Origin of the sequence: Streptomyces sp. ATCC 21386 (genome assembly GCF_018728545.1) — a bacterium.
Classification (GTDB): domain Bacteria; phylum Actinomycetota; class Actinomycetes; order Streptomycetales; family Streptomycetaceae; genus Streptomyces.
The window spans coordinates 6371626-6396307 of record NZ_JAAVVL010000001.1 but is presented as its reverse complement, the minus strand read 5'-3'; the positions used below and the strand labels follow the sequence as shown (position 1 = coordinate 6396307).

General features: G+C 71.6%; 23 protein-coding genes. 8 read left to right on the top strand and 15 right to left on the bottom strand.

What is annotated here, in order from left to right:
- Positions 1-3 precede the first annotated feature (3 nt).
- Together GWK25_RS27440 and GWK25_RS27435 are read right to left on the bottom strand one after the other, a co-directional pair.
- Positions 4-402 carry an FMN-binding protein gene (locus tag GWK25_RS27440; RefSeq protein WP_215453943.1) on the bottom strand — a complete coding sequence of 133 codons (399 nt, stop codon included), beginning with the start codon at positions 400-402 and terminating at the stop codon, positions 4-6.
- 27 nt (positions 403-429) lie between these two features.
- Complete coding sequence (locus tag GWK25_RS27435; RefSeq protein WP_215453942.1) at positions 430-1773, bottom strand: ferric reductase-like transmembrane domain-containing protein; 1344 nt, start codon at positions 1771-1773, stop codon at positions 430-432.
- A gap of 147 nt (positions 1774-1920) precedes the next feature.
- On the opposite strand from GWK25_RS27435, the gene GWK25_RS27430 reads away from it, so the two are divergent.
- The gene (locus GWK25_RS27430; protein WP_215453941.1) at positions 1921-2610 is read left to right on the top strand and encodes a response regulator transcription factor; all 690 of its coding nucleotides are present in this window, start codon (positions 1921-1923) and stop codon (positions 2608-2610) included.
- The gene (locus GWK25_RS27425; protein WP_215453940.1) at positions 2607-4055 is read left to right on the top strand and encodes a cell wall metabolism sensor histidine kinase WalK; all 1449 of its coding nucleotides are present in this window, start codon (positions 2607-2609) and stop codon (positions 4053-4055) included. The genes GWK25_RS27430 and GWK25_RS27425 overlap by 4 nt, the downstream gene beginning before the upstream one ends.
- A gap of 304 nt (positions 4056-4359) precedes the next feature.
- Here GWK25_RS27425 and GWK25_RS27420 read toward each other — a convergent pair whose 3' ends face one another.
- Positions 4360-5829 carry a DUF1996 domain-containing protein gene (locus GWK25_RS27420; protein WP_215453939.1) on the bottom strand — a complete coding sequence of 490 codons (1470 nt, stop codon included), beginning with the start codon at positions 5827-5829 and terminating at the stop codon, positions 4360-4362.
- 474 nt (positions 5830-6303) lie between these two features.
- Positions 6304-7071 (bottom strand): SDR family NAD(P)-dependent oxidoreductase, encoded by a 768-nt coding sequence (locus tag GWK25_RS27415; protein ID WP_215453938.1) that lies wholly within the window; start codon positions 7069-7071, stop codon positions 6304-6306.
- A gap of 235 nt (positions 7072-7306) precedes the next feature.
- Between GWK25_RS27415 and GWK25_RS44595 the strand changes: the two genes are divergently transcribed.
- Both GWK25_RS44595 and GWK25_RS27405 read left to right on the top strand, forming a co-directional pair.
- The gene (locus GWK25_RS44595) at positions 7307-7741 is read left to right on the top strand and encodes a hypothetical protein (RefSeq protein ID WP_308404337.1); all 435 of its coding nucleotides are present in this window, start codon (positions 7307-7309) and stop codon (positions 7739-7741) included.
- Positions 7639-9363, top strand: coding sequence for an NAD(P)/FAD-dependent oxidoreductase (locus tag GWK25_RS27405; protein WP_308404497.1), 1725 nt, complete (start codon positions 7639-7641; stop codon positions 9361-9363). Before GWK25_RS44595 ends, GWK25_RS27405 begins: the two co-directional genes overlap by 103 nt.
- 282 nt (positions 9364-9645) lie before the next feature.
- On the opposite strand, the gene GWK25_RS27400 is transcribed toward GWK25_RS27405, so the two are convergent.
- Positions 9646-10560, bottom strand: coding sequence for a LysR family transcriptional regulator (locus GWK25_RS27400; protein WP_251829061.1), 915 nt, complete (start codon positions 10558-10560; stop codon positions 9646-9648).
- Between the two features lie 68 nt (positions 10561-10628).
- Between GWK25_RS27400 and GWK25_RS27395 the strand changes: the two genes are divergently transcribed.
- Both GWK25_RS27395 and GWK25_RS27390 read left to right on the top strand, forming a co-directional pair.
- Entirely contained in the window at positions 10629-11573 is a 945-nt protein-coding gene (locus GWK25_RS27395) for an EamA family transporter (RefSeq protein ID WP_215453934.1), read from the top strand.
- 111 nt (positions 11574-11684) lie between these two features.
- A complete protein-coding gene (locus GWK25_RS27390) occupies positions 11685-12194 on the top strand; it encodes a MarR family winged helix-turn-helix transcriptional regulator (RefSeq protein WP_215453933.1) in 510 nt (169 codons plus the stop codon).
- 140 nt (positions 12195-12334) lie between these two features.
- Here GWK25_RS27390 and GWK25_RS27385 read toward each other — a convergent pair whose 3' ends face one another.
- Positions 12335-13432 (bottom strand): FAD-dependent oxidoreductase, encoded by a 1098-nt coding sequence (locus GWK25_RS27385; protein ID WP_215453932.1) that lies wholly within the window; start codon positions 13430-13432, stop codon positions 12335-12337.
- 135 nt (positions 13433-13567) lie between these two features.
- Between GWK25_RS27385 and GWK25_RS27380 the strand changes: the two genes are divergently transcribed.
- Positions 13568-14056 carry an HAD family acid phosphatase gene (locus GWK25_RS27380; RefSeq protein WP_215453931.1) on the top strand — a complete coding sequence of 163 codons (489 nt, stop codon included), beginning with the start codon at positions 13568-13570 and terminating at the stop codon, positions 14054-14056.
- Between the two features lie 81 nt (positions 14057-14137).
- Here the strand turns inward: GWK25_RS27380 and GWK25_RS27375 are convergent, their stop codons facing one another.
- The 5 genes from GWK25_RS27375 to egtA form a co-directional block, all read right to left on the bottom strand.
- The gene (locus tag GWK25_RS27375; protein WP_184902405.1) at positions 14138-14353 is read right to left on the bottom strand and encodes a dodecin; all 216 of its coding nucleotides are present in this window, start codon (positions 14351-14353) and stop codon (positions 14138-14140) included.
- A gap of 302 nt (positions 14354-14655) precedes the next feature.
- Positions 14656-15618, bottom strand: a complete 963-nt coding sequence (egtD, locus tag GWK25_RS27370; RefSeq protein ID WP_215453930.1) for an L-histidine N(alpha)-methyltransferase — start codon at positions 15616-15618, stop codon at positions 14656-14658.
- Positions 15615-16424, bottom strand: a complete 810-nt coding sequence (gene egtC / locus GWK25_RS27365; RefSeq protein WP_215453929.1) for an ergothioneine biosynthesis protein EgtC — start codon at positions 16422-16424, stop codon at positions 15615-15617. The genes egtD and egtC overlap by 4 nt, the downstream gene beginning before the upstream one ends.
- Positions 16424-17770 (bottom strand): ergothioneine biosynthesis protein EgtB, encoded by a 1347-nt coding sequence (gene egtB, locus GWK25_RS27360; protein ID WP_215453928.1) that lies wholly within the window; start codon positions 17768-17770, stop codon positions 16424-16426. The genes egtC and egtB overlap by 1 nt, the downstream gene beginning before the upstream one ends.
- On the bottom strand, positions 17767-19041 hold the full coding sequence (gene egtA, locus GWK25_RS27355; protein ID WP_215453927.1) for an ergothioneine biosynthesis glutamate--cysteine ligase EgtA: 1275 nt from the start codon (positions 19039-19041) through the stop codon (positions 17767-17769). Before egtA ends, egtB begins: the two co-directional genes overlap by 4 nt.
- Positions 19042-19348: 307 nt before the next feature.
- Here egtA and GWK25_RS27350 point away from each other — a divergent pair, with 307 nt between their 5' ends.
- The gene (locus GWK25_RS27350) at positions 19349-20248 is read left to right on the top strand and encodes a TIGR02452 family protein (RefSeq protein WP_215453925.1); all 900 of its coding nucleotides are present in this window, start codon (positions 19349-19351) and stop codon (positions 20246-20248) included.
- Here GWK25_RS27350 and GWK25_RS27345 read toward each other — a convergent pair.
- The 4 genes from GWK25_RS27345 to GWK25_RS27330 all read right to left on the bottom strand — a co-directional run bounded on the left by GWK25_RS27345 (position 20245) and on the right by GWK25_RS27330 (position 24072).
- Positions 20245-20691, bottom strand: a complete 447-nt coding sequence (locus GWK25_RS27345) for a type II toxin-antitoxin system PemK/MazF family toxin (protein WP_215453923.1) — start codon at positions 20689-20691, stop codon at positions 20245-20247. The genes GWK25_RS27350 and GWK25_RS27345 overlap by 4 nt on opposite strands.
- Positions 20692-20824: 133 nt before the next feature.
- Positions 20825-22228, bottom strand: coding sequence for a flotillin family protein (locus tag GWK25_RS27340; RefSeq protein WP_215453921.1), 1404 nt, complete (start codon positions 22226-22228; stop codon positions 20825-20827).
- A 160-nt stretch (positions 22229-22388) separates the two neighbouring features.
- Positions 22389-22613, bottom strand: coding sequence for a hypothetical protein (locus tag GWK25_RS27335; RefSeq protein WP_055513823.1), 225 nt, complete (start codon positions 22611-22613; stop codon positions 22389-22391).
- 34 nt (positions 22614-22647) lie between these two features.
- Complete coding sequence (locus GWK25_RS27330; RefSeq protein ID WP_215453918.1) at positions 22648-24072, bottom strand: amidase; 1425 nt, start codon at positions 24070-24072, stop codon at positions 22648-22650.
- Between the last annotated feature and the right edge of the window lie 610 nt (positions 24073-24682).

The window sequence follows — 24682 nt, the reverse complement described above, 5'->3', positions numbered from 1 at the left end:
GGCTCAGGCCCTCGCGTCGATGGCGGCCTGGAGGGACTCCCGGTAGGCGTCGCTGGTGATGGTGGCGCCCGAGACCGTGTCGATGTCGGCGCTCTGCGCCTGGAGCGTCTCCTCGATCAGTACCGGTACGGCGGCCTCGGTCTGCGGATGGTCCGGCTGCTGGAGGAACTTCACGGCGGTGATCTTCTCGCCCCGGAAGGTCGCCTGTACCTGGACGGGTCCCTTCTCGGTGTCGATCGTCGGGCCCGTGACCACGGTGGAGCCCGACGACGTGGACGCGGAGGCCGACGGGGCGGGTTCGGCGGTCGTCGTCGTGGACGTCGTGTCGGTCGAGGGGGCGTAACGCCAGACGGGTACCAGCGCGGCGGCGCTCAGGACCAGGGCGGGTATGGCTCGTTTCACAGTGCTGTCCTCGTGTCCCGGTGTCCCTCAGCCGGCCAGGCTGAAGCGTTCGAAGTGGATCTGCGGCTTGGGCACGTCCAGCTCCCGCAGACTGCCCAGGACCGCGTTCATCATCGGCGGCGGCCCACACAGGAACACGTCCCGGTCGGCGATGTCGGGCACCATCCGCAGCAGCTCGCGTGGCGCCAGCAGATCGGGGCTGGCGGGACCGGACACCAGGTGCAGCTCGGCGCCCTTGTCGAAGGCGAGCCGCTGCAACTCCTCGTAGAGGACCGCGTCCTGCTTGGTGGCGACACGGTAGATGACCACCGCGTGCCCCTCGATCTCCTCCAGCAGGGCCCGGATCGGGGTGACACCGACACCGCCGGCGATGAGCACGGACTCGGGCCGGGTGCGGTGCATCGCGGTGAAGGCGCCGTACGGGCCCTCGGCGAACACCCGGGTGCCGACCTTGACGTGGCGCAGGGCGGCGGAGCCCGGGCCGGCCGCCTTCGCGGTGAGCCGGAGCTGGGTGCCGTCGGGCGCGGCCGACAGCGAGAACGGGTTGGCCTGCCACCAGCGGTCCCGGGTCAGGAACCGCCACAGGAAGAACTGGCCGGCCCGGGCGGGCATCCGGTGCAGGTCGCGGCCGGTCATGTAGATCGAGACGACGTTGTCGGCCTCGGGGACGACCGCGGTGACGCGGAGCTGATGACGCCAGTTGCGCCACAGCGGGAGCACAAGACGGCCCACGAACACCGAGGTCAGGGCCGCGCCCCAGAGCCCGTACCAGTAGGCCGTCGCGGCCTTCGACGACGCGAACGACGTCCCCGCCGCGACCTGGTGCGTGAAGGCCAGCACCACCGCGACGTAGGTGTACAGGTGGATGAAGTGCCAGGTCTCGTAGGCCAGCCTGCGGCGGGCGAAGCGGGCCGAGACCACGCCGATCACGATGATGATGCCGAGCGCGACGATCGAGCGCAGCACGCCCTCGACGGTCTCGGCGAGGTCCACCAGCTGGCTGACCGGGTCCAGGTCCGAGGACTGGGCGTAGCCGAAGGTGATGAACACCCCGTGCGCGACCAGCAGCCACAGCACCGAGAAGCCGGTCCAGCGGTGCCAGGAGGTCAGCCGGTCCATGCCGATGCGCCGGTCGAACCAGGGCAGCCGGGCCACCAGCACCAGCTGGAAGGCCATCAGCAGCGCGCCGTACAGACCGGCCAGGCGGCCCAGCACGATGAGGGCGTTCGAGGCGAAGCCCGCCTGCACGAAGAAGAAGGTCACCACGGCGACGTTCGCCGCCAGCACCGCGTACAGACCGGTGCGGGCGACCACTTTGGGGCGCGCTCCCGAGCGGCTGACCGCCGCTGGGGGGTGTTGGACAGTGGTCACGGGGAGACTCCTTGATCGAGTGGGGGATACGAGCTTCTCCGGTGGCTGCTGTCGTTTTGCTGTCGGACAACTTTCAAGTATTTATCGATCTGCCGCCTGACTGTGAGCGGCTATGGCGGGACGCGATCGGTAGCGCAGTATGAGCACGTGGAAAAAGTGCGACTGCTCGTGGTGGACGACGACCCGCCGATCGCGGACCTGGTGGCCACCGTCGCCCGCTACGAGGGCTGGGACGCTGTCACGGCGCACTCCGGGGAGGAGGCGCTGCGGCAGGCGGCCGAGTTCCGTCCCGACATCGTGGTGCTGGACCTCATGCTGCCCGGTGTGGACGGTTTCGGCGTGCTGGACCGGCTCCGCCGATCCGGCACGATGGTGCCCGTGGTGTTCCTGACCGCCCGCGACGGCGTCGCCGACCGGGTCGCCGGCCTCACCCGGGGCGGCGACGACTACCTGGTCAAACCGTTCGCCGTGGAGGAGCTGATGGCCCGGCTGCGCACCGTGCTGCGCCGCAGCGCCGGACCGGCCTTCCAGCGGTCGGTGCTCCGGGTCGCAGACCTGACGATGGACGAGGACACCCGCGAGGTCCGCCGCGGCGACAAGCTGCTCACCCTCACGCCCACCGAGTACGAGGTCCTGCGCTACCTCATGCGCAAGTCCCCGACGGTCCTCACCAAGGCCCAGATCCTCGACCACGTCTGGGAGTACGGCTTCGGCGGCCGCTCCAACGTCGTCGAGCTGGTCGTCAGCCGACTGCGCCGCAAGCTCGACGACACCGGCGAACCGCTCATCCACACCGTCCGGGGCTTCGGCTACGTCCTGCGGCAGGCCGGCGAGTGATCGCCCGACTCCAGCAGAGCTATCGCGACATGCGCCTCGGCACCCGACTGGCCCTCGGCCTCGGCGCCCTGGCGCTCGTCGTCTTCGCCGTCGTCGGCAACGCGCTGACCATGTACATGCGCGACTATCTGTCCGCGCAGCTCACCGAACAGCTGAGGATCGCGCAGGTCGCCCAGTCCAAGAGCATCGCGGACGACGGCACGCTCACGGGCAAGAAGTACTGGGGCTGGTACTACGCGGTGTACGACACCTCCGGCGGCACCCCCGTGCTCCGCACCCCCGAGGACCCCGCCGACGTCCCCGAGGACATCGAGCAGTTCACCCTCCTGGCCAAGGCGCTGACCGCCGGGGGCACGGAGGTCACTCGCACCGAATACCTCAAGGGCGCGGGCCAGTACCGGCTGCGGGGCTGCGAGGTCGAGCCCGGCCTGGTCCTCGTCAGTGCGGCCCCCATGGAGGACATCGACGACACCGTGACCCGGTTGATCACCGTCCAGGTCGTCACCTTCGCCCTCGCCCTGATGGCGCTCGTCGTCTTCGGCCGGGCCATGCTGCGGCGCGGGCTGAAACCCCTGAGCGACATGGCGCACACCGCCCGCGGCATCACCTCGCACGACCTGACGGACTCGGCGCGGCTGCCCGTGCGCCACGACAACCGCGACGGCGGCCCCGAGGTCGAGGAGCTGCGCACCGCCTTCAACACGATGCTGGAGCACATCGACGACGCCCTCGCCGTGCGCACCGAGGCCGAACAGCGCCTGCGCCGCTTCGTCGCCGACGCCTCCCACGAACTGCGCACCCCGCTGATGTCGGTCCGCGGCTACGCCGACCTCTTCCAGTACGCCGCCGCCCACAGCCCCGAGGAACGCGACAAGCACCTGGCCCGGCTGCGCGCCGAGGCGGCCCGGATGGGGGTCCTCCTGGACGACCTGCTGATGCTGGCCCGCCTCGACGCGGCCGACGTGGAGACACCGCTGCGGCTGGAGGAGACCGACCTGGTGGAGCTGGCCCGTCAGGCGGCGGACGGCTTCCGGGCGGGGCACCCCGACCATCCGCTGACCGTGGCCACGGGCGCCGCACCGGTCCGGCTGCGTCTCGACCCCCTTCGCCTGCGGCAGGTCCTCGACAACCTTCTCACCAACGCCGCCGTGCACACCCCGTCCGGTACGAAGGTCTCCCTGGAGGTCGCCGTGGAGTCCGGCACGGCCGAGGTACGGATCACCGACTCGGGGCCCGGTATCCCGGCCGACGACCAGGAGCGCGTGTTCGACCGCTTCTACCGCGTCGACAAGGCCCGCAGCCGCGACCGGGGCGGCAGCGGCCTGGGCCTCGCCGTGGCCCACTCCCTGGCCCGCGCCCACGGCGGCACCATCACCCTGAAAAGCGAGCCGGGCACGACCACGTTCACGCTCCGGCTGCCACTGGCAGGCAGCCCGGCGGCGTAGGACTCCGCCATGTACCGCGAGAGGACCGGCACCGGCCGGGCCGGGGAGCCGTCGGCGGCCTTCAGGGCGGGCGAGCAGCCCCTCTCGGTGGGTGAGCGGGCGGGGTCGGCTGTCTGCTCAGGGACCTCGTAGGCCGTGCGGCCGTTGTCCTTGAGCAAGCACATCGGCAACGTCTTCCTGGAACTCAACCTGCCGACCGGCGACACCGGCAACCGCAGGGCGCCGGCCGTGCCGGCGTATCCCAACAACGAGTAGGGGCGCCGTCAGAAGGACGACGCCCCTACCTACTCCTGCCGGACCGGACTCAGCTGCACTTACGTCCGGTGTTGATGCACTGCACCGCCTTGTTCATCAGCCTCTGGTCGAAGACGTTGATGAAGTCGCCGTGGTCGGTGACCGGCTTGTGCTGCTGCTCGGGGAAACCGTCCAGCGAGTAGAACGGACGGGTCTTGCCGTTGTCCTTCACGCTGGGCGCGTCCACGTCGTACACCAGCCGCTGCACGAGCTGCGGGATGGCCTTGAACCCGGCCTGGCAGTTGCCGTTCGCGTCGGCGAAGGCCACGTGCGTGCGGTGGTTGGCGCTGTCGATGTTCTTGCCGTCCCAGCAGCTCTGGAACTTGAAGGTGCGCACCACGTCGCTGCCCGAGGGGCAGAGCGGGTACTTGTCCTTCAGCTGCACCTTGTTCTCGAAGCCGGTGCAGCTCCAGGAGGCGTTGGCGTTGGCGTTCCCGTTGACGAACGCCTTGGCGTCACCGGTGATGATGCGCAGGAACTTGGGCATCGCCACCACCTTGCCGCGGGGGCTGCCCACGAAGTTCAGGGTGGCTTTCTTGGCCGTCAGGATCCGGCCCGTGTTGCCCTCGGCACCGCCGCCCTGCTGGGCGGCGTCGAACTCCTTGGTGCCGTCCTGGAGCCGCAGCACCGGCCAGTAGTACGACGACTTGTCGCCCTTGTTCCGGCAGCTGGTCCCCGCCTTGGCGAAGTCCTGGTCGGTGGAGAAGGCGTCGTTGTCCTGGTTGCCGATGTAGTCGTGCATGTGGTGCGCACCGTTGGTGACACCCGGCGCGACGATGACGTTGTCGCTGTTGTACAGCTTGTTGGCGTTCACGCCGCACTGGGTGACGAAGACGCCCTTCGACGCCCCCGCCGACCTGGCGGGCGTGCGGACGTTGGGCCTCACCTTGGTGATGTCCACGAAGTCGGCGGCGACGGGACCGTTGCCGGCCACACCGGCATTGGGGTTGTTGCCGCCCTGGTTGCCGCCCTGGTTGGCGCCGCCGCTCGGGGCGGGGGCGGGCTGGTTGCCGGTGGGGCGCAGCGTGCACGCCGCCAGGGCGTCGAGGCCCTGCGGCTTGGCCGCCACCCGGCCGATGGCGATGGCGATCCGGTCGATCGTCGCCTTCCGCTTGTCCTTCAGCGGATTCACGATCGCGTTCTGCGCGAAGTTGGGGTCCTGCTGAATGGCCCGCTGCGAGGTGGAGAGGCGCTGGTACGCCTCGGAGATCTGCTTGTCGAGCAGGGCCAGTTCCCTGTCGACCTGAGCCTTCGCCTGGGCCGGCACCGACGTCAGCTTCTGGCCCACGTCGGGGCAGTCGATGGTGGACGTTCCGGCCGCGAGCACCTGGTTCTGGGCGGAGCCCTTGGAAGCGCCGGTCTCGCCTGCCGAGGCGTAGATGTTGACCGCCACCAGTCCGCCGGCGCCGATGGCCACAGCGGCTGCCGCACCCACCGCTCGGCGGGCGGTGTTCGATCTCTTTCGCGTGTTGCGTCTCATCAGGCCTCTCAAGGACAACTCCGGAGCCGGCGGGACATCCGGCACGGGTCATGCGCGTCCTTGTCTACGTAAGGGGCACACGGAACACTCAGCGCATCCTCAGATTCAGAGGATCCTCCAGGTGCGAAGCGCTCATGTGACCTCAATCCGGACCGAGTTGGCGGCTCGTGGGGCGCGAAGGGACGACCGGGTCCTGCCGACCGGCGGCAACCGGCGGCAGGCCCACGTCACTTGGGGCCGTGGACCTCTCGGCGGCGCACCCGGTGAGTGATGGGCCTGGCCGAGCGCGCGTGGTGTTCGACGAGCCCGGGGGGCCTGGACGAGCTCCCCGGCCGGTTCGTGGCCGAGCGTCACCGGGACCGGCTCGCCGCCCGGATGGACGCGCGAGGGCACGCCGCCCATGTGGGGGGAAGGTGACGTCGACGTCGACGGGAGGTCGGGCCCGAGCGGGCCCTCGGGGCGGGGCCCCGTCCGTCAGACGGCGGCCCAGGCGTCGTCGACGGGCAGCACCACGCCGTTGACGAAGGCGGCCGCGTCGGAGGCGAGAAAGACGATGGCGTCGGCCTGTTCCTCCGCCGTGCCGAGCCGGCCGATGGTGGCGCCGATCAGCCCGCCGACGACCGCCGGACCGTGCGCCTGCTGGTCGGCGTCGACCTGGATGTTGGTCATCGTCGGACCGGGGGCTATCGCGTTGGCCCGGATGCCCTGCTTGCGGTACATCACCGACAGGTTCTTCACCAGGCCGACGACACCGTGCTTGGACGCGGTGTACGCGGCACCGGCCGCGCTGCCGCGCAGGCCCGCCTCGGACGCGGTGAAGACGATCGCGCCGCGCCCCGCCTTCAGCATGTGCGGCAGCGCGGCCCGGGTGAGCAGGAACGGCGCGGTCAGGTTGACCCGGATGACCCGCTCCCACTCGCTGTCGTCGACATCGGCGAGGGCGGACATCCGGTCCATGATCCCGGCGTTGTTCACCAGGACGTCCAGCCCGCCGAAGGTCTCCACGGCATGTGCGACGACCCGGTCCACGACCGTCTGGTCGCTGAGGTCGCCGACGACCGCGACGGCGGTGCCGCCGACCGCCGTGATCGCCGCGACGGTCTCCTCGGCGGCCTTCTCGACGATGTCGGCGACCAGCACCTTCGCACCGGCCGCGGCGAACTTCAGGGCAGCCGCGCGCCCGATGCCGGAACCGGCGCCCGTGACGACGACACCGCGGCCGTCGAGACCGTCACTGCTCATGGAACGTCCCTCTTTCATGGGATGAGCCGATCACCCGGCTGCTCCGGTCGCTTTGCTTGAGCGAGGCAAGCACATGCGACTTACTTGAGTCAAGCAATGAGAGGGGTAGGGTGCTGTCCACGCCCGAACGCCGCCGCCCAGGGGTCCGCCGACACGATCCCGAAGGTCGACCTCGCCTGGAGTCGGCGCGGCGCCCGGATCAAACAGCGTCAGCCCCGGGGTCGTCCCCAACGCCATGGCGGAGGTGGAGGCCGAGAGCCCGAGCGGCGCCCACATGGTGTCCATGCTGGAGGCGAGCGGCGCGGGCCGCGCCGGCACCCCGGCGGAGACAGCGGACGCCGTGGCCTTCCGTATCGACTCCGAAGCGCGTTACATCACCGGCACGTGCTCGCTCGTCGGCGGCGGCGTGCGGCGCGACCGCACCACCACACACGTCCACGGCCCGCAGAGAGGACACCGATGTCCACCCCCCACACTCCGTCCGGCCCCCCGTTCCTCGACCCCGAGGAGCTCGGCTTCGACCCCGCCGCCCTGCGCGCCCGCTACCGCGCCGAGCGTGAACGCCGGATCCGTCCGGACGGCCGCCGGCAGTACCAGCGGATCACCGGCGAGTTCGGGCACTACGACGACGACCCGTACGCCGACGGGGAGTTCACCCGCGAGCCGCTGAACGACCGGGTCGAGGCGGTCGTCGTCGGCGGCGGCTTCGGCGGACTGCTCGCCGGGGCCAGGCTGCGCCAGGCGGGAGTCGAGTCGATCCGGGTGATCGAGAAGGGCAGCGACTTCGGCGGCACCTGGTACTGGAACCGCTACCCCGGCATCCACTGCGACATCGAGTCGTACATCTACCTGCCGCTGCTGGAAGAGCTGGGCTACGTCCCGCGGTGGAAGTACGCCCCGGGCGAGGAGATCCGGCAGCACTCCCGGGCGATCGGCCGCCACTTCGACCTCTACCGGGACGCCGCCTTCCAGACGGTCGCCACCGAACTACGCTGGGACGAGACCGAGTTGGAGTGGATCGTCTCGACCGACCGGGGCGACCGGATGCGCGCCCGTTACGTGGTCGTCTCCAGCGGCGCCCTCAGCCAGCCCAAACTCCCCGGCATCCCCGGCATCGAGACCTTCGAGGGCCACACCTTCCACACCAGCCGCTGGGACTACGACTACACCGGCGGCGACGCGAACGGCGGTCTCACCGGCCTCGCCGACAAGCGCGTGGCCGTCATCGGAACCGGCGCCACCGCCATTCAGATCGTCCCGCACCTGGGGGCCGACGCGGCCCACCTCTACGTCTTCCAGCGCACCCCCTCGACGGTCGACGTCCGCGGCAACAGGCCCACCGACCCGGAGTGGGAGAGGACACTGACCCCCGGCTGGCAGGCCGCGCGCAGGGACAACTTCCTGAGAACCGTCACCGGCGTCCGGGCCGGGACGGACCTGGTGAACGACGCCTGGACCAGCAGCGCCCGCCTCCAGGAGAAGCTGATCCCGACCCACGCGTACGACGACGTCCCGCCGGACGAGCGGGAATTGGCCTACGAGGTCGCCGACTTCCAGAAGATGAACGAGCTGCGCGACCGCGTGGCGACCGTCGTCGAGGACCCGGAGACCGCCGAGAAGCTGAAGCCCTGGTACCGCTACATGTGCAAGCGGCCCACCTTCAGCGACCACTACCTCCAGACCTTCAACCGGCCCAACGTCACGCTCGTCGACACGGCCGACACGCACGGCGTCGAGCGGATCACCGAGAAGGCCGTGGTGGTCGGCGGGGTCGAGTACGAGGTGGACTGCGTCATTTTCGCCACCGGCTTCGAGGTCGGTGTCTCGGGTCTGCTCTCCGGCCGCCTCCCCGCGTACGGCCGGGACGGCGTCGGTCTGCTGGAGACCTGGATGACGGCCGGCCCGAGGACCCTCCACGGCTTCTACAGCCATGGTTTCCCCAACCTCTTCCAGCTCGGCCCGATGCAGAACGCCAGCGCCGTCAACTACGTCCACATCCTCGACCAGCAGTCGATCCATGTGGGTGAGGTCGTCGCCGAGGCCCGCAGGCGCCGCGCCCGGTACGTGGAGCCGAGCGCCGAGGCCCAGGACGCCTGGGTCGCCACCATCCGTGAGAAGGCCGCGGACCTGTACAAGTTCCAGGCGGAGTGCACCCCCGGCTACTACAACAACGAGGGCCGCCCGAGGGAGCGCAGCGAGTCGTACGGCGACGGGCCCGTCGCCTTCCACGAACTGCTCCGGCGGTGGCGTGCGGACGGCGGCTTCGACGACGTGCTCGTGGGCGCCGAGTGACCGCGGCGGGAGGAGACATGACCAGCGTGGGAGTGGGAGAGAACCGGGCGCGCGGCACAGCCGGTACGACGCGAGCGGCGAACTCCGTACCACCAGCGCCCGTGGGGAGGCGCGGCGGCTCAACCCGCACAACCCGCTGTGGGGTTCCAACGGCGTCGCCTTCGGGGCCGACGGCTCGATGTGATCGCCGACCTGGTCCCGGGGTCGGGTGTGGCGGCGGAATCCGGAGGGACGGCGAGGCACCGTGCCGCGGCTGACGCCGAGGGCGGCGGGGGCGGGGGCTCAGCCGGTGCGGTAGAGGGCGGTGAGCAGTTCGATGGCGGCCGGGGTGGCGGGGTGAGGGTCGTCCCGCCACCAGGCCAGCCGCACGGCGATCGGCTCGGCGTCGCGCACCGGCCGGTAGACGACGCCGGGCCGCCGGTACTGGTTCGCGGTGGACTCGGCGGTCACCCCGACGGCACGGCCCGTCGCGATCGTGGTCAGCCATTCGTCGACGTCGTGCGTCTGTTCGGTCGCGGGCCGGGAACCGGGCGGCCACAGGTCGGTGGTGGTCGTGCCGGTGCGTCGGTCGACCAGCAGGGTGTGTCCGCTCAGATCGGCGAGCCGTACCGAGCGGCGGCGGGCCAGCGGATCGTCGCTCGCCATCGCGCACAGTCGCCGCTCCAGCCCCACGATCGCGGACTCGAACCGGCGGTCGTCCACCGCCCGCCGGACGACCGCGAGGTCGCAGGAGCCCTCCGCCAGCCCGGCCGTGGGGGAGTTGGCCCGCACGAACTGCAGGTCCGTCCCTGGGTGGGCGACGCCCCAGCGACGCTGGAACGCCAGCGTGTGCCGGCCCAGCGCCGACCATGCGTACCCGATCCGCAGCAGTACCTGCCCCGAGGTCGCCTCCCGTACCAGGTCGTCGACCTCGCCGAGGACCCGCCGCGCGTGCGACACCACCCGCAGACCGGTCGGCGTGGGTGTCACCTCCCGTGAGGTCCGCCGCAACAGCCGTACGCCCAGGGCTCGTTCGAGCGAGGCAAGGGTGCGGGAGACTGCTGCCTGACTGACGTCCAGCGCGATGGCGGCATCGGTGAAGGTGCCCTCGTCGACGATCGCCACGAGGCAGCGCAGCTGCCGCAGCTCCACCTTCCCGACTGCGGCCGCCGCGTCACCGAGGTCAACCACGTCATCCACGTCATCCCCGCCATCCATGACTCCAGCGTATAGATCGCGGGGCGGATGCATTTTGCGCAAGGGAGGTCCTGGCGCACGATCGGCTCATGGACACCGCCGCACCCTCCGCCGCCGGCTCCGCGCCCGCCCTCTCCGGCCCGCTCGCCGTGTCCGGCGCCCCCGCCCCGGCTCCCGCGCCCGGCACTCTGCCCAACTCGGGTGGCTCGCGGCTGGCCGGTGTCCTCACCATGGCCGGCTGCGGCGTCTCCAACCAGGTCGGGGCCGCGCTCGGGTCGCTGGCCTTCCCGGTGCTCGGACCCGCCGGGGTCGTCGCGATCCGGCAGTACGTCGCCGCGATCGTCCTGGTGGCCGTCGGCCGGCCCCGGCTGCGGTCCTTCACCGCACGGCAGTGGTGGCCGGTGGTGCTGCTGGCCCTGGTCTTCGGGACGATGAACCTGTCGCTGTACACGGCCATCGACCGCATCGGCCTGGGATTCGCGGTGACCCTGGAGTTCCTCGGCCCGCTCGCCATCGCCCTGGCCGGCTCGCGCCGCCGGGTGGACGCGTGCTGTGCGCTGATCGCCGGCCTCGGCGTGGTCACCCTGATGCGACCGCAGCCCTCCGCCGACTACCTCGGCATGGGCCTCGGTCTCCTGGCCGCCATCTGCTGGGCGTCGTACATCCTCCTCAACCGCACCGTCGGCCGCCGTGTCCCCGGCGCGCAGGGTTCCGCGGCCGCCGCGGCCCTCTCCGCCCTGGCCTTCCTCCCGGTCGGCGTCGTCGTGGTCGTCCGCAACCCGCCCACGGTCGGGGCCGTCGGTTACGCGATCGCGGCCGGTGTGCTCGCCTCGGCCGTGCCGTACCTCGCGGACGTCTTCACCCTGCGCCGCGTACCCGCCCAGGTGTTCGGGCTCTTCATGAGCGTCAACCCCGTCCTGGCCGCGCTCGCGGGCTGGATCATGCTCGGTCAGCACCTGGGCGGGGTCGAGTGGGCGGCGATCGGCGCGGTCGTAGCGGCGAACGCGCTCAGCATGCTCGTATCGCGCCGCTGAACGTGCCGCCGAGCGCGCCGGGGCGTGGGGCTCCGTTCGGACGTGGGAGCGGGGCTTCCCCGGGGCGATGAATTTACTTGAGTCAGGCAATGAGATGGTAAAATGGTCCTCATGTCCCCATCACCGCCACCCTCCGACCCCGCCTCGGCGGAAGTGATCGAGATCGAGCGAGCCCTCACCCGCATCACCTACCTCAGCACCCGGGCGCGCGCCCACGAGCGCCTGATGAGCCTGGCCGGGGTGCCGCTGGACCGTGCCGCCGTGGCCCTGCTGCGGCAGATCGCCGACTCCGAGCCGCTGCGCCCGGGGGAGTTGGCCAACCGGCTCGGCGTCGAGGCCTCCCACGTCACCCGGCAGGTCCAGCAGCTCCAGAGGACCGGCTACGTCACCCGCGTCCCGGACCCGGACGATCGCCGAGCCCAGCGCATCGAGCTGACGGCGGCCGGCCAGGAGGCCATAGGCCGCATCCGCGAGGCCGGCGTCCGCGGCATGCAGATGGCGCTGTCCGAATGGTCCCCGGAGGAACTGCGGCAGCTCGCGGGCCTCTTCCACCGGATGGTCGACGACTTCCTCACCCACGCGAACGAGCTGGTGGAGCAGGGGGCGACACGGGTCGAGTGAGGCGGGGGGTGAGACAAGGGCCAGGCCTTGCGGGCCTGAAAAGCGTGGGGCGCAGCCCCTGCTTTTCAGGGGCGCGGGGAACTGTGCGAGAAGCCCCACGCACCCGCACCCGACGACGACCCCAATCCGCCCCAATTCCCTCAGTACCCCAACTGCCTCCGCATATACGGCGTCATCAACGTCTTCGCCTTCGCCAGCGTCGACGTGCGAGCCCCCAGTACGGCCGTCTCGCCCCCTGGCACCGGCAGCAGGGTGACGCCGTCGGCCGGACCGAAGGGAATGATCAGCGGGGTCCGCCGGACAGGCCGGTACAGTCGCGGTTCCTTGCGGTGCCTGCCCGAACTCGCCAGGTAGGCGCGGATGTTGTGTGCGGCGAGGTCCGCCTGGGCGAACGCGACGGGCGAGACCTTCAGCTCGCTCACGTCGTTCACGTCACCGACCGCGAACACGTCGAGCCGCCCGTCGACGCGCAGCATCCGGTCGACCTTGACCTGCCCGTCCGCGTTCAGCCACGCCCCGTGCCCGGCCAGCCGCAGCCAGAGCGTGTTCGGGGTGGTGCCGTTGGCCCAGAACGACAGGTCCGCCTCGATGAGTCCGCCCCGGCCGTCCCGGTAGGTGCCGAAGTCGGGTCCCTGGGAGACGAACGAGTCGAGGCGCACCGCGACATCGTGCGACTCCAGCCAGGTCAAGGCCCGTCGTCCCGCCCACTTGCTGCCGGTGGAGCTGAGCAGTTCCGGTCCCGCGTGCGCCAGGGTGACCCGCGCGTCCGGCCGGGCCAGCCGGATCTCGGCGGCGAGCTCAACGCCGCCGGGCCCGCCGCCGACGATCAGGACATGTTCGGCGGCGGCCACGCTCTCCTGGTGCGCGGCGAACGTCTTGCCCGCCTCCTCGGCGGTCGTGCCCAGGAAGCGAGCCGGCTCGGGATAGTCCGCGCCGGTCGCGATCACCACCACGTCGTACGGCAGCCGCTCACCCGTGCCGAGTTGGACCTGTCGCTCGCCGGTGTCGATGTCGACCGCTTTGCCCACGACCACACGGCCGTGGCGCAGCAGTCGGTCGTAGGGGATGAAGGGGGTGGTCGTCCATGCCTCCTGCACGCCCGCGCGCAGCGCGGCGATGCGGTGGAAGAAGACCTCCTTGCGGTCCACGAGGGTGACACGGGCTGTCTCGTCCAGCTGTTTGGCGAGGCGGATGCCGCCGTATCCGCCGCCGATCACGATCACTTCGCCGTCAGGCACGCCGATTCTCCTGTGCTGGGTGGGGGGAGAGATGACGACCCTAACGTTTGAAACCTCAAGCTACTGGCGGAGTTCGTGGTTGTTGTGTGAAGCGACGACGGACGACACGAGTCAGCGGCTGCCTAGGCTGGTGCCGTGACCGACAACGACCGGCCCCTCGCCGTCTTCGACCTGGACAACACCCTCGCCGACACCTCGCACCGGCAGCGGTTCCTGGAGCGCAGCCCGCGCGACTGGGACGCGTTCTTCGCCGCCGCCCCGCAGGACCCGCCCCTGGCCGAGGGCGTCGCGCTCGCGCTGGAGAGCGCGGAGGAGTGCGAGGTGGTGTATCTGACCGGGCGGCCCGAACGCTGCCGCCGTGACACCATCGACTGGCTGGCCGCGCAGGGGCTGCCGGAAGGGCGGATCTGGATGCGCCGCAACAACGACCGCAGGCCCGCCCGTCGCACCAAGCTGGAGATCCTCCGCGACCTCGCCCGGACCCGTGAGATCCGCGTCCTCGTCGACGACGACGAACTGGTCTGCGAGGACGCGGAGCGGGCGGGCTTCACCGTCGTACGGGCGCGCTGGGCCGCGGCCTCCGCCGCGCTGAAGGTGGCGCAGGAGCGGGAGGGCCGGACCTGAGGGCCCGGACCGGGAGCCGGACCCGGACCGGGAGCCGGGGCCGGACCCGGCCGTCCCGGTGCGTCGGTCGGCGTCGTCCCGTCAGTCGGTGTCGTCCAGCCGGAAGCCGACCTTGAGGCCGACCTGGTAGTGCGCGATCTGCCCGTCCTCGATGTGCCCCCGGACCTGCGTCACCTCGAACCAGTCGAGGTTGCGCAGGGTCTGGGCGGCGCGGGCGACGCCGTTGCGGATGGCGTGGTCGACGCTCTCGCCCGAACTGCCGACGATCTCGGTGACCCGGTACACGTGGTCGGTCATGCGGGTTCTCCTTGTCGCGTGCTCCACCGGTGGCCGATGCGCCACATCCCTCCACGGTGCCTCAGGCTCCGCCGGTTCGCGAGGGGGGCGGGGTGGGGAGGGGTGCGCTGGGGGTGCGGGTGGGGTGAGGGCTGGTCGCGCAGTTCCCCGCACCCCTGAAAAAGCCGCGGCTGCGCCCCGTGCTTTTCAGGCCCGTCGCCGATCGCTTTCCAGGACCGCGGGGGCTGGATCTTTCAGGGGGCGCGGGGAACCGCGCGAGAAACCCCGCCCGCCCCCACCCGACGACGCACCCCGGCCGCCCGCTACCCCGCTCGACTCAAGGACAGCGCGAACCGACCCTCCTCATCCGTCCACCACCGCGTCAACTCCAGCCCGACAGAATCCAGTTCGGCCCGCACACCCTCCTTCCGGAACTTCGCCGAGACCTCCGTCCGCAACTCCTCCCCGGCCTCGAAATCGACCGCGAGATCCAGCGCCGGAATCTTCACCGTCTGCGCCGTACGGGACCGCAGCCGCATCTCGATCCACTCACACTCCGCGTTCCAGAGGGCGACGTGGTCGAACGTGTCGGGGTCGAAGTCGGCCCCCAGCTCCCGGTCCACCACGTTGAGCACGTTCTTGTTGAACTCGGCCGTCACCCCGGCCGCGTCGTCGTACGCGGCGACCAGCACCGCCTCGTCCTTGACCAGGTCCGTGCCCAGCAGCAGCGTGTCCCCCGGCGCCAGCAGGGCCCGTACGGCGGCCAGGAACGCGGCGCGCTCCACGGGCACCAGATTGCCGATCGTGCCGCCCAGGAACGCCACCAGGCGCGGCCCCGGTGTCGAGGGCAGTTCGAGCCCGGCGGTGAAGTCGGCGATCAGGGCGTGCACGTTCAGCCCCGGCCGCTCGGCGACCAGCGCCTCACCGGCCTGCCGCAGCGCACTCTCGCTCACGTCGACCGGCACGTACGTGTGCAGGCCCGGCATCGCGTCCAGCAGGTGCCGGGTCTTGTCGGAGGAGCCGGAGCCCAGCTCCACCAGGGTGCGCGCCCCGCTCGCGGCGGCGATCTCGCCCGCCCGGCCGACGAGAATCTCCCGCTCGGCACGGGTCGGGTAGTACTCGGGCAACTCGGTGATGCGCTCGAACAGTTCGCTGCCGCGGGCGTCGTAGAACCACTTGGGCGGGAGTGTCTTCGGGGTGCGGGTCAGGCCCTGGAGGACATCGGCGCGCAGGGCCGCGTCGGTGGCGTCCTCGGGCAGGGTGCGGGTGAGAAGGAACGGGCTCACGCGGAAGGCTCCTTCGGTGCGGCGGAGGCGGACTCGTCGTGCGGGCTGCTGGGTTCGTCCAGCTCCTTGAGCGGAGTGAGCAGGACGTCCGTGCGGCTCGCCGCCAGCAGCGTGCGGTCCGGGACCTCCACCCAGTGCGGATCGTCGTCGTAGGGCTCGGACGCAACGACCGTGCTGCGGCCGGGCTCGGCGAGATACCAGAGCGTGTCGCCCCAAGCGGTCGCGGCGATCGCCTCCCCGTTGGTCAGCAGCAGGTTGAGCCGCGAGCCGGGAGCCGCCCGGGCGACGTCGAGGACCGTGTCGGCCAGCGCCTGGCCCTCCTCGTCGCCCGCGCGCAGCCGGTTCAGGACCAGTGCCCACACGAGCGCGGAGTCGTTGCGGGCCTCCATCGACAGCAGTTCCGCGGCGGGCAGCCCGTCCGCCAGATGCCCGAGCGACCGGGGCCACCCGGCGACCGCCCCGTTGTGGCTGAACAGCCAGGGCCCGGCTGCGTACGGCGCCGCGGCGGCCTCGTTGTCCGCCCCGGGCACGGTGGCGTCCCGTACGGCGGCCAGCAGGGCCCCGGAGCGGACCACCCGGGCGAGGTCGGCGAAGGACAGGTCTCCCCAGATGGGCCCCGACCGGCGGTACCGTCCCGGCACCGGGTCGCCCTCCGCGTACCAACCGACCCCGAAACCGTCGGCGTTGACCGTCCCGTACCGCTGCCGCCGGGGTGCCCACGACTGCCGGAACAGGCTGTGCGGCGGCTCCACCAGCACCCTGCCCAGCGCCGCCTCCGGCCCCAGATAAGCGAGATGACGACACATCAGACGACCTCCGGGGAGGCGTCACGCGCCGTGCGGAAGCCGCTGAAGATCTGCCGCCGGATCGGGTAGTCCCAGTTGCGGAACGTTCCCCGGCACGCCACCGGGTCCACGGCGAACGCGCCACCGCGCAGCACCTTGTACTCAGGGCCGAAGAACACCTCCGAGTACTCCTTGTACGGGAACGCCGTGAACCCCGGGTAGGGCAGGAAGTCGCTCGACGTCCACTCCCACACGTCACCGATCAACTGCCGTACCCCCAGAGGCGATTCGCCCGCCGGATAGCTGCCGGCCGGCGCCGGGCGCAGATGCCGCTGCCCCAGGTTGGCGTGCTCGGGCCCCGGATCGGCGTCTCCCCAGGGGTAACGGCGGGAGCGGCCGGTGACCGGGTCGTGCCGGGCGGCCTTCTCCCACTCTGCCTCCGTCGGCAGCCGCCGCCCCGCCCAGCGGGCGTACGCGTCGGCCTCGTACCAGCACACGTGCAGCACCGGTTCGTCGGCCGGTACGGCCTCGGTGACCCCGAAGCGCCGCCGCAGCCACTGCCGGCCGTCGCGCCGCCAGAACAGCGGCGCGTGGATGCCGTGCGCGCGGATGTGGTCCCAGCCCTCGGCCGTCCACCAGCGCTCGTCGTCGTAGCCGCCGTCCTCGATGAACGCCTGGTAGGCGCCGTTCGTCACCGGTGTGGTGTCGATGTGGAACGCCGGGACGATCCGCCGGTGCGCCGGCCGCTCGTTGTCCAGCGCCCACGGCTCGGTCGAGGTGCCCATCACGAACTCCCCGCCGGGCACCAGGATTTCGGAGGGACCGGTGTGCAGCGGGGCCGGCTCGGGGTCCGGCGCCGACAGTACGGCGGGCCCCTTGCGGAGCTGATGGGTGATCAGCATCGTTTCGTCGTGCTGCTGTTCGTGCTGCGCGATCATGCCGAACGCGAAGCCCGCGTCGGTGAGCCGGGTGCCGTGGAAGTCGATGCTCTCCAGCACATCCAGCGCCCGGCCGCGCACCTCGTGCAGATACTGCCGGGCCTCCTCGGGCGGCAGCAGCGGCAGCGAGGGCCGCTCGGCGCGCGGGTGCTCGAAGGCGTCGTACAGCCCGTCGATCTCGGGCCGCATCGCCTCCCGTCCGGCGACGTTCCGCAGGAGCCACAGCTCCTCCTGGTTGCCGATGTGGGCGAGGTCCCACACCAGGGGCGACATCAGCGGCGAGTGCTGGGCGGTGAGGTCGCGCTCGTCGACGGCGGTGGTCAGGAGCGCAGTGCGGGACCGGGCCGTGGTCAGTGCCGCCAGCGCGCGCTCCCGGAGTATGTCGGGGTCGGCGTCGGCGGTGGGAGCCGGCGTCTCGGGTGCGGTCATGCGGGGATGTCCTTCCCGTGGAACAGGTCGAGCAGATCGTCGGCGGGGCAGCGGCCCCGGGCCACATGGCGGTCGGTGTACGCCGCGACCGCGTCCAGCACCTCGGAGCTCGCCCCGAGTCCGGGCAGAGCCTCGGCCGCCGCGGCGAAGCAGACGGCCGCCACCTCCCGCAGTTCGGGATCGGCCAGCCCGTCCCGGGCGGCTGCCTCCCACAGCGGATTGCGCGGTGGCGGTTGCGAACCGGCCCGCTCGGCGAGGGGCTTGACGGCCCGGTAGGCGGTCTCGGCGGCCGCCGGATCCTCGAACAGCGCCGCCGTCACGGCGAGCGGCACGATCCACCCGTCCTCGCCCGGCTGCGCGTCGATCATCCGGAACTCCAGATGACCCCGCGGGCGCACCGGCGGGAACAGCGTCGTCAGGTGGTAGTCGAGGTCGGCTCGGGTCGGCGGGGTGTCGGACCGCGTCCACTCCCGGAACGTCATCGCTCCGGGCACCTCCCAGGGCCCCTCGTCGGCGCGCACGCACATCACGGGCGCGTCCAGCACCAGCCGGGCCCACGCCTCGCGCGGGTCACCGTCCAGCGACGGCGCGTCGGTGCGGCCGGGGTCCATGGCGGCCCACAGTGCCTGCCGGGTCGAGCGCCAGCCGGTGACCCGGCCGCGTGCCAGCGGGGAGTGCGCGAAGGCCGCCACCAGGACGGCGCCGAGCTGGTGCGACAGCCACCAGCGCCGCTGGTGACCGAGGGGGCCCGGCTCCTCGTACCCGGCGTCGAGACACACCTGTACCGACGCGGAGGAGCACATCATGGCCCGGCCCTCGGGTCCGAAGCGGTCGAGATAGACCTCCATCGCGTCGTAGCGGGGTTCGTGGAGGTAGCGGGTCGGGGGGTTCCAGGGTTCGTGGCCGAAGCCGCTGATGCCGAGATCCAGCTCCCGCAGCGTGGCGCGGACGGCGGTGAGGTCGGCCGAGACGGACCCGACGCACCCCATCAGGGAGGCGGCCGGTGCCGAGCTGAGCTCCAGCTGGCCGCCGGGTTCGACGGTCAGGGGCGAGTTCAGGGTCAGGGTCCGCAGTGCGGCGTAGGCCGCTTCGAGTCGTGCGGGTGTTGCCGGGAGCCGTGGGTCACTCAGCTCGTGGACGTGCCATTCCAGCTCGACACCGAGGGTGCGGGGTGGACCGGTCTTGAAGCAGATGCCCCGGACCAGGGCCTCGACCTCCGCCTCGGTGACCGGGGAGCGGTGCTCCGTACAGCCACTCGTCGAATCTGACATGTCGGGATCCTCCTGAGATGCCATCTCGTCAGCCAAACCGCCGATCCCCGCCCGGTGGGGCCGGACCGGCAGCGCTCGTCCCACCCAAAACCCTCGCGCCGCTTTCGCACAAGGGGGCACATCGTGGCAATGCGGATCGGCGATCTCCGTCTTCGGGGACTCCTGACACCTCTTCCCGTACCCGAGCGGGTCATTCACACGAGGAAACTCCGTTGCGGCCACTCACCAGCATCGCCCAGGATGCGCCCATGAGCACGACGGGGGAGTACGCGCGGGCGGCGCTCGCGGAACACACGGGGGTGACGCGATGAGCGCCCGCCTCCGTGGAATCGCACAGGAGACCGAGCAGATCGTCGCGGCGGGCGGCTACCGGGCCCCCGCCGGCCACGAGGTCTCCCTCGCGGCGGAGATCGAGGCGGCGCGGTCCGCCACCCGCCTGTACGGCCCGGCCCCGGTGCCGGTCCCGGCGGTCGTTCCCGTGCCGTCGACCGTCGAGGTCACGGGCGAGAGCAGCCTGGAGGCCGCCCACCGCCTGACGGGCACCGGCACCACTGCCGTGGCCGTCCTCAACTTCTCCTCCGCGCGCAACCCCGGCGGTGGCTATCTCAACGGCGCCCAGGCCCAGGAGGAGGCCCTCTGTCGGGCCTCCGCCCTCTACACCTGCGTCCGCGAGGCCCGTGCCTTCTACGACCACCACCGCACCCACCGCGATCCGCTCTACACGGACCGTGTCATCCACTCACCCGCCGTCCCCGTCTTCCGGGACGACCGGGGAACCCTCCTCGACATGCCGTACACGACCGGCTTCCTGACCTCGGCCGCCCCGAACGCGTCGGTCGTCCGCCGTACGGCGCCGGAGCGTGTCCCCGAACTCCCGCGCGCGCTCGCGGTGCGCGCCGAGCGCGTCCTGGAGACGGCGGCGGCGCACGGCTACCGCCGCCTGGTCCTGGGTGCTTGGGGCTGCGGCGTCTTCGGCAACGACCCCACGCAGGTGGCCACCGCCTTCCGCGCGCTGCTCATGGACGGCGGTCGTTTCGACGGTGCTTTCGCGCATGTCGTGTTCGCCGTCCTGGACCGCACGAGGGGAACGTCAACCCGGGTCACCTTCGAACGAGAGTTCGCAACAGTCGCGTCCCGTCAAGGGCGCGGGGCACCGCGCGACCAGCCACGCACGACCCGCACCCGGCCTACGGGCCAACCGGCCTAACGCCACCCGTACCGCTCCCGCAACCGCCGCACGACGGAGTTGAACCGCATCCGGTCCAGCGCGCACGCCTCCCGCCGCATGCCCGCCTCGTGCAGCCGCAGCACCCGGTCCACGTCCACCCACGAGTCACGCCCCGACCGGTCCCACGGCCCACTCCCGATCGGCACCCACTCCCGGTCCCCGTCGTGCCGCTTGCTCGACAACTGCACGGCGAGCAGGGTCCCTCCGGGCTCCCGGGCCACGACCAGCACGGGCCGGTCCTTCCCCCGCCCGTCGTTCTCCTCGAAGGGCACCCACGTCCAGACGATCTCCCCGGGATCCGGGTCCCCGTCGTACGCGGGCGAGTACTCCGTCCGCACCCGCCCGACCTCACGGGGATCGGCCTCGACGGTGGCGGAGGGGCCGTAGCGCCCCGGTACGTCCTGCTCGGCAAAGGAAGTCACGGCCTCACGCTAGCCGTAGCGTGGACCCGCGCCCCGTCAGGGCCACGGGTCCACGTCGATCTGCGACTCCGTCGCGTGGGTGCGATCAACCCCCTACCACCCCCGGTCGACCACTACGGTCGAAGCCACGGCGCTACGAATCCTTGTCGACCTGCACCTTCTCCACCGGCACCCCGTTGACCCCGGCCGAGCCGCCGGCCGCCACCCCGTTCTGGTTCATGGAGGCCAGCAACTGCCGCGCCAGCCCCAACCCGGTCCCGCCCATCGTGAGCGCCTTGGCGAACATGTCCGCCATCCCGTCGGCCCCGTTGAGCAGCACCATGTTGTCGACGTTCCCGAACGCGGACGCCCCCGCCTGCACGATCTCCGGCCACCGCTCGGCCAGTTGCTGCGCGATCACCGCTTCCTGGTTCTCCGCCAGCGCGGCGCTCCGCGCCTTGATGCCCTCGGCCTCGGCGAGCCCCTTCGCCCGCGTGGCCTCGGCGACCGCCAGCCCCTTGGCCTGCCGGGCGGCGGCCTCGGCCTCACCGGTGACCTGCGTCGCGGTCGCCTCGGCGGCGGCCGCCAGTTCGGTCTCCTTGGCCTTCGCCTGCGCGGCGGAGATACGGGCGTCGCGCTCGGCCTCGGCGAGGGTCCGCTTCTCGTAGGCCTTGGCGTCGGCCGGCTTGCGGACGTCCGCCTGGAGCTGCTGCTCGCGCCGGGCGGCCGCCAGCTCCGCGACCCGGGTCTCCTGGACGACGACTTCCTGCATGGCGGCCGCCTCGGCGAGGGGACCCGCCTGCTTGGCCCGCGCCGAGGCGTTGTCCCGCTCGGCCTGGTAGCCGGCCTGGAGAATCTCGCTGTCCCGGGTGGCCTCCGCCATGCGCGCGGCGGCCTGCTGCTCGGCCTCGGTGGCGAGCCGGTTGGCCTCGGCCTGCGCGATACGGGCGTCCCGCTGGACGGCCGCCGCGTGCGGCATGGCCAGGTTCTTGATGTAGCCGGTCGGGTCCTCGATCTCGTGGATCTGCAACGAGTCGACGATCAGGCCCAGTTTCTCCATCTCCGTACCGCACGCGGCCCGGGTCTGACCGGTCAGCTTCTCGCGGTCACGGATCATGTCCTCGACCGTCAACCCGCCCACGATGGAACGGAGATGACCGGCGAACACGTTGTGCACCCGTTCCGAGACCCGTTTCTGCTGGCCGAGGAAACGGCGGGCGGCGTTGGCGATGGACACGAAGTCGTCGCCCACCTTGAAGATGACCACGCCCCGGATCTTCAGCGGAATGCCCTGGAAGGTCACGCACTCCACGGCCAGCTCGGTCTGGTTGAGGTCGAGCGACAGCTTGCGCACCGCCTGCATCCCGGGCAGCACGAGCGTGCCGCGCCCGGTGACGATACGGAAGTTCATGCCCTCCGTCAGGCCCTCCATCTTGTGCTTGGAGCCGGAGATGATCAGGGCCTCGTTCGGTTCGGCGACACGCCACATGAGCTTGAACAGAGCGATCAGTACCAGAGCCACCGCTGCGGTGGCCCCCGCGATGATGCCGATGAACATCGGCACACCCCCCTCGGCCTGGTGCCCTTTCGGCACCGAACGTCGGGAGTGTCCCGCGTGCTTCAGCGGGGGTACAGGTACCGGGAGACCGTTGTTGCAGTCCTGATGCCAACCGGTTCCCGAAAGCCGACAGAGCGCGGTCCGAGCACCTCACGGACCGTCAACTGTCGTACGCCGCCGACACATACACGGTGCGCGGCGGCAGATACTCGATCACCATCACCAGGGTCCCCGGTTCGATCCGGTCCTTCGCGGAGGCGGGGTAGGCGAGGAAATGCTCGGCGCCGCCCCGCACCCGGACGATCACCTCGCCGACGAGCCCGGGACCGACCGCACCGGTCACCCGTCCCATCAGCCCGACCATCGACGCTTCGTCCATGGTCACAGCCTACGGGGCATGTCCCGGGCTCCGAACCCGCTCAGACGGCGGGCGCGTTCGCGGTGGTGTGCTCCGGGGGCCACAGCTCGTGCCAGCGCTGGTCCGCCTCCAACTGCGCGGCCAGCGACAGCAGGAGGGGCTCGCTGTCCGCGGGACCGAGCAACTGCGCGCCCACCGGCAGCCCGCCGTCCACGAATCCCGCCGGCACGTTCACCCCGGGCCAGCCCAGCACGTTCCACGGCCAGGCGTACGGGCAGGCCGCGATCATCGCGCGGTCGGTGCCGAGTCCGCCGAGGTTCAGCATGGCTCCGACGCGGGGCGGGGGAGCGGCGGTCGTCGGGGCCAGCAGCACGTCGTACGACGAGAAGAGCGCGCCGATCCGGCGGTGCAGCGCGACCTCCGCGCGGCGGGCCAGCCGCAGGGGCGCTCCGCCGAGCAGGCGGCCGAGGCGGGCGGCGTCGAGGGTGCGCCGGTCGAGGAGGCCCTGCTCGGTGATGGCGCCGACCCGTTCGGCGATACCGGCGGTGGCGCGCGGGACGAACGTCAGCCCGATCTGCCCGTACCGGGGCTCCGCCTCCTCCACCACGTGCCCGAGCGCGGCGAGGCGCTCCGCCACCGCCCGCACCCGCTTCTCCACGCGAGCGTCGAGCCGGGCGGGCAGCGCGGTGAACGGCGGCTTCAGCGACAGGGCGATCCTGAGCCGGCCCGGGTCCCTCCCGACCGCTTCGAAGGCGTTGATCGCGGTCGGCCGGTGCAGGTCGCCCTCGTGGTTGCCGCTCGCCGCGTCGAGGAGGAGAGCGGCGTCGGCGACCGTACGGGCCAGGGTGCCGTTGACGGTGATGCCCTGGAAGGACTCCGCGTGCGGCCAGGTCGAGATGCGGCCGCGCTGCGGCTTGATACCGACGAGATGGGTCCAGGAAGCCGGGATCCGGACCGAGCCGGCGCCGTCCGAGCCCAGCGCGGCCGGTACCAGCCCGGCGGCCACGGCCGCCGCCGAGCCGCCGGAGGAACCGCCCGGGGTGTGGTCCGGGTGCCAGGGGTTGCGGGTGGCGCCGAAGGCCGGCCCCTCGGTGAACGGCCACTGTCCCAGCTCGCAGGTGTTGGTCTTGCCGACGACGATCGCCCCGGCCGCCCGCAGCCGCCGTACGGCCTCGCCGTCCTCCGGCAGCGAGGGGAACTCGCCCTGGCAGCCGAACGCGGTCGGCTCCCCGGCCACGTCCATGTCGTCCTTCACGGCAACCGGGACGCCGAGCAACGGCCGCCGCCCGCCCTCCGCCAGCTCCTGGTCCGCCGCCTCCGCCTCCACGAGCGCCGCCTCGGCACGCACCCGCCGGAACGCGTTCACGGTCCCCTGACTCGCCTCGATCCGCGCCAGCGCGGCCTCCACCAGCGCCCGTGACGTCACCTCCCCGGCGGCCAGCGCCCGAGCACACTCCACGAGACCCGGCGCACGGTCCACACCCATACGGAACACCTCCGGAAGCAGGACTTTCTACCGAACGGTAACGTCCAGTCGGCCACGGCGGTACGGGGAACACGCGTTGAGCGGCGAGGGCGGCGATTCGTGGGGAGACGGCGAGCCGCCGTGCCGTCGCTGCCGACGCCCAGTCATGGGCCTCTCCTCGTGCGGGTATCGCGTCCACGGTGTCACCGCGACGCGCGCAGGCGGTTCGTACCGTGATGATGGGCCTCGCGGCGGGGCACTCGGACGCCGTCGTGCGGCGGAGGTTGCCCGCCGATCGGCGGGTGGCCGTGGAGGTCCGAAGCGGCGTGGCGCTCATGGCCAACACATAGTTCACGCCATAGCTTTCGGGCATCATCGTCACAGGACACCCACACGGGTGACCGAGAAGTGGACGGGCAAGAGGCGCCCAACTGCACTGCCGCGCACCGGCCGTACGTCTTTGGCCAGGCACGGCGTCGTCCGTCGGGCGCGAGGGCCGACAGGTCGGAGGTGCGTGCGGGGTGCCCCCCGACCCGCCCAGGTGGACTTGGCGCGAAATGGCTGCCGGGTTGCACGGATTTCGAACACATTCGCCAAACTGCCCTGCCACAAAGATCGGTGGCCCGACCCC

Bases quoted from the DNA above. Each gene is read 5' to 3' on its own strand.
- egtA (WP_215453927.1), bottom strand. From the start codon at position 19,041: ATGTCAGATTCGACGAGTGGCTGTACGGAGCACCGCTCCCCGGTCACC.
- egtB (WP_215453928.1), bottom strand. From the start codon at position 17,770: ATGACCGCACCCGAGACGCCGGCTCCCACCGCCGACGCCGACCCCGAC.
- GWK25_RS27395 (WP_215453934.1), top strand. From the start codon at position 10,629: ATGGACACCGCCGCACCCTCCGCCGCCGGCTCCGCGCCCGCCCTCTCC.
- GWK25_RS27350 (WP_215453925.1), top strand. From the start codon at position 19,349: ATGAGCGCCCGCCTCCGTGGAATCGCACAGGAGACCGAGCAGATCGTC.
- GWK25_RS27400 (WP_251829061.1), bottom strand. From the start codon at position 10,560: ATGGATGGCGGGGATGACGTGGATGACGTGGTTGACCTCGGTGACGCG.
- GWK25_RS27390 (WP_215453933.1), top strand. From the start codon at position 11,685: ATGTCCCCATCACCGCCACCCTCCGACCCCGCCTCGGCGGAAGTGATC.
- GWK25_RS27375 (WP_184902405.1), bottom strand. From the start codon at position 14,353: ATGACCGACCACGTGTACCGGGTCACCGAGATCGTCGGCAGTTCGGGC.
- egtC (WP_215453929.1), bottom strand. From the start codon at position 16,424: ATGTGTCGTCATCTCGCTTATCTGGGGCCGGAGGCGGCGCTGGGCAGG.
- GWK25_RS27330 (WP_215453918.1), bottom strand. From the start codon at position 24,072: ATGGGTGTGGACCGTGCGCCGGGTCTCGTGGAGTGTGCTCGGGCGCTG.
- GWK25_RS27340 (WP_215453921.1), bottom strand. From the start codon at position 22,228: ATGTTCATCGGCATCATCGCGGGGGCCACCGCAGCGGTGGCTCTGGTA.
- GWK25_RS44595 (WP_308404337.1), top strand. From the start codon at position 7,307: ATGGCGGAGGTGGAGGCCGAGAGCCCGAGCGGCGCCCACATGGTGTCC.
- GWK25_RS27420 (WP_215453939.1), bottom strand. From the start codon at position 5,829: ATGAGACGCAACACGCGAAAGAGATCGAACACCGCCCGCCGAGCGGTG.
- GWK25_RS27415 (WP_215453938.1), bottom strand. From the start codon at position 7,071: ATGAGCAGTGACGGTCTCGACGGCCGCGGTGTCGTCGTCACGGGCGCC.